The sequence below is a fragment of the Iodobacter sp. BJB302 genome, from assembly GCF_002735645.1.
In the GTDB taxonomy this organism is placed as follows: Bacteria; Pseudomonadota; Gammaproteobacteria; order Burkholderiales; family Chitinibacteraceae; genus Iodobacter.
Map to the genome: position 1 here is coordinate 1 of NZ_PDZG01000057.1, position 12,889 is coordinate 12,889.

14 protein-coding genes are annotated in these 12,889 nt (G+C 48.7%); 9 read left to right on the forward strand and 5 right to left on the reverse strand.

All coding sequences use genetic code 11. The features are described from left to right. Window positions 1–155 precede the first annotated feature (155 nt). Complete coding sequence (locus CSQ88_RS16420; protein WP_180273689.1) at window positions 156–653, forward strand: ABC transporter substrate-binding protein; 498 nt, start codon at window positions 156–158, stop codon at window positions 651–653. 78 nt (window positions 654–731) lie between these two features. Here CSQ88_RS16420 and CSQ88_RS16425 read toward each other — a convergent pair whose 3' ends face one another. Both CSQ88_RS16425 and CSQ88_RS16430 read right to left on the reverse strand, forming a co-directional pair. Continuing rightward, window positions 732–1,466, reverse strand: a complete 735-nt coding sequence (locus tag CSQ88_RS16425) for a dienelactone hydrolase family protein (RefSeq protein WP_099399169.1) — start codon at window positions 1,464–1,466, stop codon at window positions 732–734. 63 nt (window positions 1,467–1,529) lie between these two features. Then, entirely contained in the window at window positions 1,530–3,188 is a 1,659-nt protein-coding gene (locus tag CSQ88_RS16430; RefSeq protein WP_257212643.1) for an electron transfer flavoprotein-ubiquinone oxidoreductase, read from the reverse strand. A 156-nt stretch (window positions 3,189–3,344) separates the two neighbouring features. Between CSQ88_RS16430 and CSQ88_RS16435 the strand changes: the two genes are divergently transcribed. The 3 genes from CSQ88_RS16435 to CSQ88_RS16445 all read left to right on the forward strand — a co-directional run bounded on the left by CSQ88_RS16435 (window position 3,345) and on the right by CSQ88_RS16445 (window position 4,970). Continuing rightward, window positions 3,345–3,827, forward strand: coding sequence for a GNAT family N-acetyltransferase (locus CSQ88_RS16435; protein WP_099399170.1), 483 nt, complete (start codon window positions 3,345–3,347; stop codon window positions 3,825–3,827). A 147-nt stretch (window positions 3,828–3,974) separates the two neighbouring features. Further along, window positions 3,975–4,343, forward strand: a complete 369-nt coding sequence (locus CSQ88_RS16440; protein WP_099399171.1) for a hypothetical protein — start codon at window positions 3,975–3,977, stop codon at window positions 4,341–4,343. A gap of 120 nt (window positions 4,344–4,463) precedes the next feature. Continuing rightward, complete coding sequence (locus CSQ88_RS16445) at window positions 4,464–4,970, forward strand: redoxin family protein (protein ID WP_180273690.1); 507 nt, start codon at window positions 4,464–4,466, stop codon at window positions 4,968–4,970. On the opposite strand, the gene CSQ88_RS16450 is transcribed toward CSQ88_RS16445, so the two are convergent. After that, a complete protein-coding gene (locus CSQ88_RS16450; protein WP_099399173.1) occupies window positions 4,950–5,906 on the reverse strand; it encodes a LysR family transcriptional regulator in 957 nt (318 codons plus the stop codon). The two genes, CSQ88_RS16445 and CSQ88_RS16450, sit on opposite strands and share 21 nt — an antisense overlap. 283 nt (window positions 5,907–6,189) lie before the next feature. Here CSQ88_RS16450 and CSQ88_RS16455 point away from each other — a divergent pair, with 283 nt between their 5' ends. From CSQ88_RS16455 to CSQ88_RS16465, 3 genes are all read left to right on the forward strand, one after another. Beyond that, complete coding sequence (locus CSQ88_RS16455) at window positions 6,190–6,939, forward strand: electron transfer flavoprotein subunit beta/FixA family protein (protein ID WP_099399174.1); 750 nt, start codon at window positions 6,190–6,192, stop codon at window positions 6,937–6,939. Further along, window positions 6,939–7,865: an electron transfer flavoprotein subunit alpha/FixB family protein gene (locus CSQ88_RS16460; protein ID WP_099399175.1), complete on the forward strand. Its 927-nt coding sequence runs from the start codon at window positions 6,939–6,941 to the stop codon at window positions 7,863–7,865. Before CSQ88_RS16455 ends, CSQ88_RS16460 begins: the two co-directional genes overlap by 1 nt. 87 nt (window positions 7,866–7,952) lie before the next feature. Next, the gene (locus CSQ88_RS16465; protein WP_099399176.1) at window positions 7,953–8,729 is read left to right on the forward strand and encodes a ferredoxin--NADP reductase; all 777 of its coding nucleotides are present in this window, start codon (window positions 7,953–7,955) and stop codon (window positions 8,727–8,729) included. Window positions 8,730–8,800: 71 nt separating this feature from the next. Here CSQ88_RS16465 and CSQ88_RS16470 read toward each other — a convergent pair whose 3' ends face one another. Next, window positions 8,801–9,538 (reverse strand): ABC transporter substrate-binding protein, encoded by a 738-nt coding sequence (locus CSQ88_RS16470; protein WP_099399177.1) that lies wholly within the window; start codon window positions 9,536–9,538, stop codon window positions 8,801–8,803. Between the two features lie 144 nt (window positions 9,539–9,682). After that, a complete protein-coding gene (gene nhaR, locus CSQ88_RS16475; RefSeq protein ID WP_099399196.1) occupies window positions 9,683–10,582 on the reverse strand; it encodes a transcriptional activator NhaR in 900 nt (299 codons plus the stop codon). A 421-nt stretch (window positions 10,583–11,003) separates the two neighbouring features. On the opposite strand from nhaR, the gene CSQ88_RS16480 reads away from it, so the two are divergent. Further along, entirely contained in the window at window positions 11,004–11,861 is an 858-nt protein-coding gene (locus tag CSQ88_RS16480) for a zinc metalloprotease HtpX (protein WP_099399178.1), read from the forward strand. Window positions 11,862–11,957: 96 nt separating this feature from the next. Further along, window positions 11,958–12,884: a TerC family protein gene (locus CSQ88_RS16485; RefSeq protein ID WP_099399179.1), complete on the forward strand. Its 927-nt coding sequence runs from the start codon at window positions 11,958–11,960 to the stop codon at window positions 12,882–12,884. Window positions 12,885–12,889: the final 5 nt, after the last annotated feature.

Consider the following 12,889-nt stretch of genomic DNA (forward strand, 5'->3'; position numbering starts at 1 on the left):
TACCGTTTCAATCGTCGAGCAGACCTGTGCGCTCTGATTCCTCGATTACTCAAAGCCGTGATGCAGGCTAAACCTTGTCCAAGAGGGGTATTTCAAGCCTTAATTGAGCAAGAGACATAATCAGGTATGAATTTGCCACTCAGGGGCGGGGTGGGGTGATTGGTTTATCTAAAACATCAGCCCGCTTGAATTTGTTTGATTATTCTGATCCAATATTTGACGACAATATCAATATTGTGGTGAAAAAAGGCCGTGAATTTCCTTTTAGTAAAGTTGAAGATTTAAAAGGTAAACTGGTCGGTGTTCATTTAGGTGCAAGCTATGGAGAGGCATTTGATCAAGCTGCCGCAACAAAAATGCTAAGTGCAGATACGAGCGCAGTGCCCGCCGTAAGATTAAAAAAATTACTTCATGGGCGTATTGATTGTGCATTGGTTGGAAGCGGCCAGCTTGGCCTTGATAGTATTGTGGATGCAGATCCAGAGCTAAAAGCCAATAAAGCGCAATTTGTGATTTTAAAACATCCTCTGGTAAAAGATACTTTATATCTGGGGTTTGCAAAAAATATGAATATGCTTAAGTATTTACAATTGTTTAATCAATCGATTGCAGATGCTAAGCTTAAAAAAATAATTCCTGAGACGATTGATTAAATTGAGATAAATAAAAAGGCAGGTTTTTACCTGCCTTTTTTATTGTGTGCATATTGGATTGAGTTTCTGCGAAAGTGCTTACAGACAGCGGCCAAATAAATCCAGAGCCAGCTGATAGCCCCGCATGGCTAATTGCGCATCGTAGCGTAAGCCTTCATCGCGCATAAAAGCGTGCTGTCCGTTGACTTCGTGCCAGCTGAAATTAAGCCCGGCCTCGCTCATTTTTTGATAAACCAAGGCGCGCCCCGCTGCGGGGATATGCGGGTCTTGTTTGCCCCAAAACATCAACAGCTCGCCAGAAATATCCGCCAGTCTGTCCATACTGTGCTGGCCTGGCAGGTTTGGAATCACGCTGGTATGCAGATCCGTTGCATAAAAGCAGGCCGTCGCTTTAACCTGGGGCTGCAGGGCGGCGCGAAACGCCAGATGGCCGCCAATGCAAAAGCCCATCGCGCCAATTTGCCCGTTGCACCATGGCTGATTGGCCAGCCATGCGATCACGGCCTGATTGTCGGTGTCATAGCCTTCTGCCGATTTATTGGCTTTATCACTATTGCCCTTATCGCTGCCCGCTTGATCGTAAGCCAACACCGTGCCGACAGGGTTCAGCTCATGGAAAATCTCTGGCACGACAACCGCATAGCCATGCCCGGCCATCATCCGTGCCGAGCGCTCAATCGGACCGGTCTGCTGAAAAATCTCTGAATAAAGCAAAATCGTCGGATAGGCTTTATTGCCTTCAGGACGATGCACATAAGTACGCATGATGCCGGTTGGTGTGGGCAGATCGACAATGTGTTTCTGAATAATCATGGTTTTTCCTGAGCGTAATAATAAAAACTAAAAAGATCAGCAGACCTGCGTTTTCATAAGCTATTACATATTCGGATAATTCGGGCCGCCGCCACCTTCTGGCGTGGTCCATGTGATATTTTGCGTTGGATCTTTAATATCGCAGGTTTTGCAGTGAATGCAGTTTTGCGCATTGATGTGCGGGCGAGGGCCCGTGTCCGTTTGGATGACTTCATATACACCCGCTGGGCAATAACGGCTTTCAGGTGAGTCATATAGAGCAATATTAACTTTGATTGCAAGCTCAATATCGGCCAAGTGCAAATGACAAGGCTGATTTTCTTCGTGGTTGACGTTTGAGATATACACCGACGACAGTTTATCAAAGCTCACCTTGCCATCCGGTTTGGGATAGTTAATCGGTGTACATTCATTCGCAGGCTTCAGGCAGGCATGGTCTGGTTTTTTATGACTAAATGTCCATGGCAGACGCAAGCCGAAGCTGGCCAGCCACATTTCGAAACCACCGTACATTGAACCAAAAGTATTGCCGAATTTTGACAAGGCTGGTTTGATATTTCTGACCTTGTCTAAATCCTGCCAAACCCATGAGGCTTTAATCGCTGCCGGATAGGCAAGCAGCTCATCGCTGTTGCGGCCAGCGGCCAGCGCTTCAACAACCGACTCGGCGGCCAGCATGCCGCTCTTCATGGCATTGTGCGTGCCCTTGATGCGTGGCACATTTAAAAAGCCCGCCGCACAGCCGATCAGCGCGCCGCCGGGGAAAGTTAGCTCAGGAACCGATTGCAGCCCGCCTTCAGAAATTGCCCTTGCGCCGTAGCTCAGGCGTTTGCCGCCTTCAAATAGCCCGCGAATGCTTGGGTGCGTTTTAAAACGCTGGAACTCATCAAAGGGGCTGAGGTACGGATTGCTGTAGTTTAAATGCACCACAAAACCAACGGCGACCAGATTGTCTTCTAGGTGATAAATAAACGAGCCGCCGCCAGTGCTGTTATCTAGCGGCCAGCCCTGTGTATGGCTGACAAGGCCAGGCTTGTGCTGGCCGGGCGCAACTTGCCACAGCTCTTTAAAGCCGATGCCGTATTTTTGTGTGTCTGCGTGATCGCGCAAATTAAATTGCGCTTCCAGCACCTTAGTCAGCGAGCCACGCACGCCTTCGCCGATCAGCGTGTATTTAGCGTGCAGCTCCATGCCGGCGGCAAAATCAGCTTTTTGCTTACCGGTTTTATCTAAGCCCATATCGCCTGTGACCACGCCTTTTACTGCACCGTTTTCGTCGTAAAGCACATCGGCGGCGGTAAAGCCGGGGTAGATTTCTACGCCAAGGCTCTCGGCTTGTTCTGCCAGCCAGCGACAAACATTGCCAAGGCTGACGATATACGCGCCGTGGTTATTCATCAGCGGCGGCAGAAGTGAGTTGGGGATGCGGAAAGCTTGGTCTTCATCCAGCAACATAAAGCGATCGTCTGTGACCGGCGTTTTAAGCGGTGCACCCAGTGCTTTCCAATCAGGAATTAGCTCATCCAGTGCAATCGGATCAATCACCGCGCCGCTTAGAATATGCGCGCCAACCTCTGCGCCTTTTTCCAGAATACAGACGCTGATTTCTTGGTTTGCTTTGGCCGCCAGTTGCTTAATGCGAATCGCCGCCGATAAGCCAGCCGGGCCAGCGCCCACAATCAAAACATCGTATTCCATCACATCGCGGGTGATTGCTTGCATGGGTGTTCCTTGTTGCATTGTATTTAATATATGGCAGGGTGTTTTCCCTGCAACAGGGGGCGCATTATCGCACAAGGCGAAGTCTTATTGAGCGGCGGCGCTTTGCTTAGCGTCAAACTAAGTGGCAAACTCTTTGTCATTAATAAAGGAGATTGTATGCTGGAAATCATTCAGGCCGATTTATCTCATCCGCAGCATGCCGAGGCGGTGGTGTATTTATTAAATCAATATGCGCTCGACCCTATGGGCGGCCACCAGGCTTTGTCACCTTTTGCCCGGGCTAATTTAATTGCTGAATTAAAAAAACGCAGCACGGTACATATTGTGCTGGCGTTTAGCGATGGCGCACCTGCGGGCCTTGCGATTTGTATTGAAGGCTTTTCAACCTTTGCCTGCCAGCCGCTGCTTAATATTCATGATTTTGCGGTGCATCCCGATTTTAGAGGGCAGGGCGTTTCTAAGCTGATGATGGCTAAGGTGATTGAGATTGCGCGTGGCCTGACTTGTTGCAAAATCACTTTAGAAGTACTGGAAGGCAATACGCCTGCCTATTCGCTCTATAAAGCTGTTGGCTTTACAAATTTTGAGCTGGACCCAAAACTGGGCCACGCATCGATGATGCAGCTAAAGTTAGTGTAATGACTAATGTGGTGCAGTGAAAGCCCACTTTTATCGCTCAGTAACCCGGGGCCAGGTGCTTACTGCATAACATCAGGTAATCGTTTACGCAACAGACACAGGGCGCGTACCATAGCCGCCCTTAAGCCTTACAGGCAGGATAACAATATGAATGCTGGACTAACAGACGACGAATTTGAAGCGCTTAAAGAAGTAAGCCGTGGCATAAAAAGCAAAAGGCTTAGCCCCTTGGTGTTGAAACACGCCAAGCTTCTTTCGGGCCTGAAATATGTAGATTATGGCCGCAACGGCATTATGAAAATCACCGAAAGAGGCACGCAAACGCTGTTTATGAAGCATTGCATCGATGGTTTACGCAAAATTGCAGCAAACCCCATCGCGCTGCTGGATGCAAATGTTAAAGAGTTTCTGCTTAAGAAATCCCATATCAGCTCGATTGAAGGCGCAGTAGGCTACGAGATTACGGCTAAGGGTGCTGAGTCTTTGGCTGATATCGATGCACCGCAAAGAAAGTAGTTTTTTTATTCTGTGTTTTAAAGAGGGCTGGCCTTAGCCCTGATGAAATTTCATCAGCCGTGTCAGACAAATAAACAGTGCGCGACTAAAGTGCTTCTGATTCTTTTTAGGAGCTGGGTCATGCGCTATTTATGGGTTTTACTGTTTTGTTCTTATTGCTATGCAGAGCCGGCCCTGCCGGAGTTTACGCAGCGCAGCCCTGCGGCTTGGATTAACAGCCCGCCGCTTAAAGTGGCTGATTTTAAAGGCTCGGTGCTGCTGCTCGATATCTGGACGTTTGAATGCTGGAATTGCTATCGCTCATTTCCCTGGCTCAACGATTTATCTGCGCGTTTTGCAGGCAGGGGGCTGAAAGTAGTGGGCATTCATTCCCCAGAGTTTGATCGGGAGAGGGCACCTGCTGCTGTGGCCGCTAAGGCGGCAGAGTTTGGTTTTAAGCATCCCGTCATGATCGACAATGATTTTGCTTACTGGAAGGCCCTGAATAATCAATATTGGCCAAGCTTTTATCTGGTTGATAAGCGCGGTGTGATTCGTCAGCGTTTTGTGGGGGAGACGCATCAGGGTGATGCTCAGGCACAAAAAATTGAAGCCGCGCTTAATGCTTTATTGCTGGAGCGGCCATGATGGTGCTGTGATTATGGGCTGACGCAGCACAATCTGATCGCTGCTCGTCACCCCCGTGGCCACTTCCTTGCAGCGCTCAATAAATAGCGCCATGCCGGGGGTAATGTACTTTTGCTTATGCCAGATAAAGTGAAATTGCCGCTTGAAATCTAATCCCGCCACGGGAATTTCGACCAGACTGCCGCGCCGGAAAGCCTCTTTTAAAGCCAGACGTGAAATACAGGCAATGCCCATGCCGGATTCCACCGCTCGTTTAATCGCCTCGGTATGCTCCAGCGCCAGGCGGATATTAAGCTGGGATAAAACATGGCGCATGCCGTGCTCGAAGGTTTGCCGTGTGCCAGATCCGGTTTCACGGGCAATCCACGGTGTGGCCACCAGATCATCCAGTGTCACAACAGATTGATGGCTGAGCGGGTGATCTGGCGCGGCAAAAATCACCAGCTCGTCTGCCACCCAGGATTGCGCCGCTAAATCAGGATGCGAGCAATCGCCCTCAATCAGGCCAAAGTCCAGCTCGAATTCTGCAACTTTTTTAACAATATTGGCGGTGTTGTGCACGTCCAGATCGATGCGGCAGCCGGGGTGGTTTTGCATAAATTCGCCGATCAAGAGTGTGGCAAGGTAATTACCGATGGTCAGCGTTGCCCCGATACGCATCGGCCCCAGGCCTTCTTTGCCCTCAAACAAGGCTTCAATTTCATGGGCGCGATCGAGCAGCTCGATGGCGCGCGGTAAAATTTTGTGGCCCAACTCGTTCAGTTGTAATTTTTTACCTATCCGGTCGAAGAGTTTGATCTGAAACTGCCGCTCAAATTCGGTGAGCGAGGTGCTGGTGGCCGACTGGCTCATCCCTAAATGCTCCGCCGCACGGGACACATTCTCGGCACGGGCTACGGCGGTAAATACTTCGAGCTGTCTGAGGGTGTAGTTCATGGGGTATCTGGCGATTTGCGGCGTTAAAATCTTAAAAGATCTGCAGGCTCGTGAAACACAGGCAAATAGTGGGTTTAAAAGCTTAATGCCACTCGTTTTGCGGCTAGAGAAGTGTTTTTCCCGGCTTTTTTCTCAGTGTTGTCAGTGTCCTAAGATTTTTGCTTTGTTTATAATACATGCCTTTAAAGCATGCATATCTGGAAAATGGAATATCTTTATCAAAGATTGGTATTTACCAGATATTCTACCTTGCCCTACAATGTGCGGCAAATAGGAGGGGTTTATGAAGGTTCTCGTCGCGGTTAAGCGTGTAGTGGATTACAACATCAGGCCACGGATTAAGGCTGATGGCTCGGATGTGGATATTGCTGGCGTTAAGATGAGCATCAATCCCTTCGACGAAATTGCCGTAGAAGAAGCATTGCGCCTGAAAGAGCGCGGTGTGGTGACAGAAATTGTGGCTGTGACCATTGGCACTGCCGCATGTCAGGACGTTTTACGCCATGCCTTAGCAATGGGCGCAGACCGGGTGATCCTGCTTGAGAGTGATCTTGAGCTGCAGCAGCTGGGCGTGGCCAAATTATTAAAAGCAATTGTTGATAAAGAACAGCCAGGCCTCGTGATTTTAGGCAAGCAGGCGATTGATGACGATGCAGGTCAAACCGGCCAGATGCTGGCGGCATTGATGAATGCAGGCCAAGGCGCGTTTGCTTCCAGCATTACCGTAGCCGATGGCGAAGCGGTAGTGGTGCGTGAAATCGATGGCGGTACAGAGACCGTGGCGCTTAAATTGCCAGCGGTGATTACTGCAGATTTACGCCTGAACGAGCCGCGCTTTGTGAAGCTGCCTAATTTGATGATGGCGAAGAAAAAACCAATTGAAACCATTGCTGCCAGTGATCTGGGCATCAATGCTGAGCCGCGCTTAAAGCTGCTGAAAGCCGCTGAGCCTGTCGAACGTAAAGCCGGTATTAAAGTTGCAAATGTGGCTGAATTAGTCAGCAAGTTGCGTGAAGCAGGGGTGATTGGATAATGACTGTATTGATTCTGGCCGAACACGACGGCAAGCAAATTAAAAAAGCCACCCGCCAGGCTGTAACGGCTGCAGTGGCATGGAATGCGCCTGTGCATCTGGTGGTGCTGGGGCATAGTATTGATGCGGTAACGGCCGAAGCGGCAGCCATTGCAGGTGTCAGCGAAGTGGTTCGTGTGGATGCACCTGCACTGGCGCATGTGCTGGCAGAAGATGTTGCTGCGCTGCTGCTTGATTTGGCACCCAAGTATCAGGTGATTTTAGCGCCGCATTCAGCCGCTGCAAAAAATGCCCTGCCACGCGTGGCCGCGCTGCTTGATGCAGCCATGATTTCTGATGTGATTAGCATCAGTGCACCCGCAACGTATATCCGCCCGACTTATGCCGGTAGTGTGCTCACTACGGTAGAAAGCAGCGATGCGGTGCAAGTGCTGACAGTGCGGGCAAGCAGCTTTGATGCCGCAGGCAATGGCCCTGCTGCAAATATTGTGGATCACGCTGCACCTGCGGCCCAGACTCTGGCGCGTTTTGTATCTGCAACCCATACCATGAGCGATCGCCCTGAGCTGGCTTCCGCTTCTGTTGTGGTAACAGGTGGCCGGCCGCTGGAAACCCGTTTTGATGCGATTTTAAATCCGCTGGCAGCTAAGCTGGGCGCTGCCATTGGTGCAACACGCGCCGCTGTTGATGCAGGCTACGCACCTAATGATATTCAGGTTGGCCAGACGGGTACTATTGTTGCGCCAGAGCTCTATATTGCCGCAGGTGTATCGGGTGCAGCCCAGCATTTAGCCGGTATGAAAGACAGCAAAGTGATTGTGGCGATTAACCTGGACCCTGATGCAGCGATTTTCCAGGTGGCAGATTTTGGTTTAGTGGCCGATCTGTTCGAAGCTGTGCCTGAGCTGACTGCAGCGCTGGCTTAAACGTGTAGGGCGGGGCATGCCGCCAGGGTATTACTTATTTAAAACGGCGGGTTCAAACCCGCCCTACGTTATTGAAAAGAGAAAAACATGAGCGCTTTTGCTACCGAACACGTGTTATCGGTTCGTCACTGGAACGATACGCTGTTCAGCTTTACGACTACCCGCGATGATTCGCTGCGTTTTGAAAACGGCCAGTTTGTGATGATTGGTCTTGAAGTGAACGGCAAGCCGCTGATGCGCGCTTACTCGATTGCCAGCCCGAATTACTCCGAAACTTTGGAGTTTTTCAGTATTAAAGTACAAGACGGCCCGCTGACTTCGCGTCTACAGCATTTGAAAGAGGGTGATCCTCTTCTGGTTAGCCGTAAGCCGACAGGTACTTTGGTGCTGAGCGATTTAAAGCCTGCCAAAAACCTTTATTACCTTTCAACAGGTACCGGTCTTGCACCATTTATGAGCCTGATTCAGGATCCTGAAGCTTACGAACAGTACGAGAAAATTATCTTGGTTCACGGCGTGCGTACCGTGAGCGAGCTGGCGTACGCCGACTTCATCCAGAAAGAGCTGCCACACAATGAGTTCTTTGGTGAAGAAGTACAAAAGAAGCTGATTTACTACCCAACTGTGACGCGTGAGCCCTTCCGTAACCAGGGGCGTTTAACTGATTTGTTTGAGTCAGGTAAATTGGAACGTGATATCGGCCTGCCTCCGCTTAACCCGGAAACAGACCGCGCCATGCTTTGCGGCAGCCCGGCCATGCTGAAAGACACTTGCGCGCTACTCGATGCGCGTGGCTTCCAGGTATCAAAGCGTATCGGCCAGCCTGGCGATTATGTGATTGAGCGCGCATTTGTAGAGAAGTAAACTTAGTTTTAAATTGCAAAAAATGGCCACGATGTGGCCATTTCTTATGGCTGTGTATTTTGCCGGGCGGTTTAATCCATCCATTTGCTGTGAATATCGCGTACTGTTCCGTCATTTAACATTTCTTTAAAAACAGCATTAATACTTGCTTCGTCTTTTATTCTTGGGGATTTTTTAGAGAAATGAATGGTGAGTTGTGCTGTGCCAAGTAAAAATGTATTGCCAAATTGCTGAGTAAGCCCTAATTTTTTAATCGTGTAATTAATCGTTGCTAATGAGCCCGCGACAGCCTGGGAATCATGGTTTGCTGCCGTTTTTTGTACCCCAATCATATAGTTTTGAACCAGATCTTTTTTCAGAAGGGGATCAGAATCAAATTCTGGTTCAATATCCAGGCCTCTGGGGACACTCGTGGTTATATTTTTTAAATCTTCGTAGCGGATAACACTTACCCCTTTTTTTGCCCGCACGCCGATATGCACAGGAAATAAAAAAGTACCTTTATTTGCATATGGCTCATTTTTTTTGTTCCATATCATGATTGAAAAATCAGTGCTTCCATTTTTTAAATAATGGATTACCCGTATTGAAGGTGTGAGCGTTATTTTTGTGGTGTGGCCGCTTCTTTTTGCAAATTCTGCCAGTAAATCAACCAGAATCCCGGCGTAGGGGGCGCCTGATTGGGCCGGGTTTTGAAAAGCCCATGGTGTTTCCTGAATTAAATCTACTTTGAATTCAATGGCATTTGTTTGTTTGCTTAATCCTATTATGCTGAATAAGAGCAGTGCTTTGAAAGTAGGATGGATCATTTCTGCTTCCAGGGTGCCGCTTAATGCGCAGTCAGGCAGGCATTAGCTGATGTGATAAGCCCTTTATAGACCAGGCATTTATCTTCCCGCAGAAATGATCTGCCTAGCATCGCATTCTTTCAGATGGCGGGATTCATCTTTATTTCAGAGAGCTCTTTTAGCAAATACGGATTCCCTTGCTGCAGCACTTACCGCCAGCACGGCAGGATGGCTGAGTCGCCTTTCTACTGAAATTGCGTAATAGTTCACGACTACAGATTTGATATGGCCGATGAGCTCGGCACCCTGTTGCTTTTGAATTTCTTCTTCCATGATGGCCGGGGCGGGAAAAACGCCTGCACCGGCTCTGCCAAATGCTTTCATGAGCGCACTATCATCAAACTGTCCAACAATCCGTGGCCGGATATCCTGCTCCTGAAACCAGCGCTGCAATCCTGCCCGCATGGCGACTTTATCACCCAATAGCAAGAATGGGGCACCGTTCAGTGATTGTGGAAAACCCTTGCGGTAGCGTGCTGCCAGCTCAGGTACGGCATAAATAGCGATATCGCAGTATCCCAGTGAATGGTTAAAGGCTTTAACGCCAAGCTCCGAAGGAAGAGGCTGGTCGGCGATGACTAAATCTAATTTATGAATGGCAAGCTCGGCAAATAAGCGCTCCAGTTTGTCTTCATAACAAATCAGCCGCACCGGGTCCGCCAGAGCAATGGCCGGAGCAAGTAGCTGGTAGGCGATGGATTTGGGTACAGCATCGGCTACGCCTACCCGAAACGATTGCTCGGTGCTGCCTCTTTTCAATGTTTGCTCCAGCTCATTGCCAATCTGAAAAATCTCCCGCGCATGCTCGTTGGCCATTTCTCCGGCGGGGGTGAGCTCCAGGCGCCTGCCGGTGCGGCGGAATAAATCAGCGCCTAAGGAGCGTTCTAACTCTGCCAGCTGGCCGCTGATGGTTTGTGGGGTAAGGTGCAGTTGTTCGGCTGCCCGGGTAATGCTGCCCGCTTTGGCGACGTTCCAGAAGTAATAAAGCTGTTTGTAATTGAGCATGCCGGGTTTTTCCATCAAGTTTTAACGATCAATTAATAAAGAATAATCTGTTTTTATTTGTGTAAAAGCAAGGCTAGAATAAACAAACAAATTGTCTGTGCAGATTTATTGGCCAGCCGGATTCATTCTCAATGACGTGTAAACAATCCTAAACCCGGAACGCTTAAGCATAAGTAAGGGGTGAGCCCACTAAAAGTGACCGTTCACAGATCTGAACTCAGGGCTTCTTAAAGTGCAGGGCTTAAACGCGGTAAGCTTACAACTAAACCTGTGCAGCGGCCGTTTTTTACAGAATACCCCTCTGTGCAATGGTTTGTGGGGAAGACTTGTTTCGTCAGGGTCGGTTATCGGTTAGTGGTTGAAAGCCGTGTTGTGTTGCATCAGAAAAAGGTGCCCGCGGCTTGTTTGCAGGACAAAAAAAATGAAAAGGATGGGGTGGTTTTTCTTAAGTAATCTGGCACTGATACTGTTGCTTGTAGTTGCTTATCACTTTATAGGAGCAGATGGCCATCAATCTGTTTTGGGGGTTTTTGAAGTTTTAGTTGGCGTGTTGTTTGTTTCACTATTGAGCGCTTATTTTGCTTTTTTGTTTTCCAGATATAAAGCGAAGCAATCTTTGGAAAGCAAAATGCTGAATACACCAGGAAATGATGTAGAGGGCTGGTTGCTGGCTACGGTGGCAAAACAAGCAAGGCTGGCAGGAATTCCCCGCCCGGAAGTAGGGATTTATGATTCAGCAGATATGAATGCATATGCTTCTGGCGTGGGCCACAGCATGATTTCTGTGTCGAATGGTCTCTTGTTTTTTATGCCAAGGGCTGAGGCGGAGGCTGTGCTGGGGCATGAGATCTGCCACCTGGCTCACAGGGACATGCCAAAGCTGATTGTTTATCAAGGCGTGCTGAACCTTGGAGTTTTTTATTTATCTGTATTCAGCAGCTATGCTGTGTTTGCTCTGTTTCTGATTTCGCCGGGTGAATTACTAAGGTCTGTTGCCATGCTGTTTTCGGTTTTACTGTTTAGCGTTTTATCCGCAGCATTGCTGATGCGGTTTTCCCGGCAGCTTGAATTTCGTGCTGATGCAGGCGGAGCTGGCTTATCGCAAAGGCCGGCAATGATCGCCGCATTAGAGCGTTTAAATGGCGAGCGCTATGCGACTTTGCCGGAAAAAATGGCTGTTTTTGGTATTAAAGGCAGCCTTGCCAGCGGGGTAAAGCGAATATTTATGTCTCACCCCAGTCTGGATGAGCGAATCAGCATACTAAAGCGTCATGCTTAAGTTTTGGATTTGATGTAAGTATTTGTGGTTTTTTTTCTGTGTTTTATCAATGGGAGTCTTAGCGTGAATGCAGCAGTTTCAATTGGCGAGCCGTGGATGTGGGGGGCGTTTATTGCCTTTGTACTGGCGATGCTGGCCCTCGACTTATTTGTGTTTGGTGGCAGCAAGGTCCACAAGGTCAGCGTTAAGGAGGCTGCAAGCTGGTCTTTGGTATGGATTAGCTTAGCGCTGCTGTTTAATGCCGGTATGTGGTGGTATTTAACGGGCACAGTAGGCGCAGAAATTGCCGACCGTAAAGCCTTAGAGTTTTTTACTGGCTATCTGATAGAAAAATCGCTTTCTGTTGATAATGTTTTTGTCTTTTTGTTGATCTTTACGGCGTTTAATGTTCCGGCCGAATTTCAGCGCCGCGTGCTGGTCTATGGCATATTAGGTGCGCTGGTGATGCGGGCGGTGATGATTCTGGCTGGCGCATGGGTCGTTCAGGAATTTAGCTGGGTGCTGTATTTGTTTGGTGCATTCTTAGTCATTACAGGGGTTCGTATGCTGTTTGTGGCAGAAGAAGAGCCTGACATGACCCAAAACCCTGTACTTAGAATTGCACGAAAATATTTGCGTGTGACCGATGATCATCATGGCGAAAAGTTTGTTGTTAAGAAAAACGGTATCCATTATTTCACGCCCTTGTTCTTAGTACTGGTTTTGGTTGAAATCTCAGATGTGGTTTTTGCGGTTGATTCTATTCCGGCTATTTTTGCGATTACAACCGATCCGTTTATTGTCTTTACCTCAAATATTTTTGCCATTCTGGGGCTGCGTGCTTTGTATTTCCTGTTGGCCGATATGGCTGACCGCTTTCACTTGCTGCAGTATGGCCTGGCGCTTGTACTGACCTTTATTGGTACAAAGATGCTGATCATGCCTTGGTTTCATATGCCGATTGCGATCTCTTTAACTGTGGTGACGGTGCTCATTGCAGGTAGTGTGGTTGCCAGTCTTTATGTATCGCGCAAGCCTGATTGAGTTGT

What these genes read in the sequence shown, in the direction of transcription:
- CSQ88_RS16425 (WP_099399169.1), bottom strand. Translation starts at nt 1,466, where the DNA reads ATGATTATTCAGAAACACATTGTCGATCTGCCCACACCAACCGGCATC.
- CSQ88_RS16430 (WP_257212643.1), bottom strand. Translation starts at nt 3,188, where the DNA reads ATGCAAGCAATCACCCGCGATGTGATGGAATACGATGTTTTGATTGTG.
- CSQ88_RS16435 (WP_099399170.1), top strand. Translation starts at nt 3,345, where the DNA reads ATGCTGGAAATCATTCAGGCCGATTTATCTCATCCGCAGCATGCCGAG.
- CSQ88_RS16440 (WP_099399171.1), top strand. Translation starts at nt 3,975, where the DNA reads ATGAATGCTGGACTAACAGACGACGAATTTGAAGCGCTTAAAGAAGTA.
- CSQ88_RS16445 (WP_180273690.1), top strand. Translation starts at nt 4,464, where the DNA reads ATGCGCTATTTATGGGTTTTACTGTTTTGTTCTTATTGCTATGCAGAG.
- CSQ88_RS16450 (WP_099399173.1), bottom strand. Translation starts at nt 5,906, where the DNA reads ATGAACTACACCCTCAGACAGCTCGAAGTATTTACCGCCGTAGCCCGT.
- CSQ88_RS16455 (WP_099399174.1), top strand. Translation starts at nt 6,190, where the DNA reads ATGAAGGTTCTCGTCGCGGTTAAGCGTGTAGTGGATTACAACATCAGG.
- CSQ88_RS16460 (WP_099399175.1), top strand. Translation starts at nt 6,939, where the DNA reads ATGACTGTATTGATTCTGGCCGAACACGACGGCAAGCAAATTAAAAAA.
- CSQ88_RS16465 (WP_099399176.1), top strand. Translation starts at nt 7,953, where the DNA reads ATGAGCGCTTTTGCTACCGAACACGTGTTATCGGTTCGTCACTGGAAC.
- CSQ88_RS16470 (WP_099399177.1), bottom strand. Translation starts at nt 9,538, where the DNA reads ATGATCCATCCTACTTTCAAAGCACTGCTCTTATTCAGCATAATAGGA.
- nhaR (WP_099399196.1), bottom strand. Translation starts at nt 10,582, where the DNA reads ATGCTCAATTACAAACAGCTTTATTACTTCTGGAACGTCGCCAAAGCG.
- CSQ88_RS16480 (WP_099399178.1), top strand. Translation starts at nt 11,004, where the DNA reads ATGAAAAGGATGGGGTGGTTTTTCTTAAGTAATCTGGCACTGATACTG.
- CSQ88_RS16485 (WP_099399179.1), top strand. Translation starts at nt 11,958, where the DNA reads ATGTGGGGGGCGTTTATTGCCTTTGTACTGGCGATGCTGGCCCTCGAC.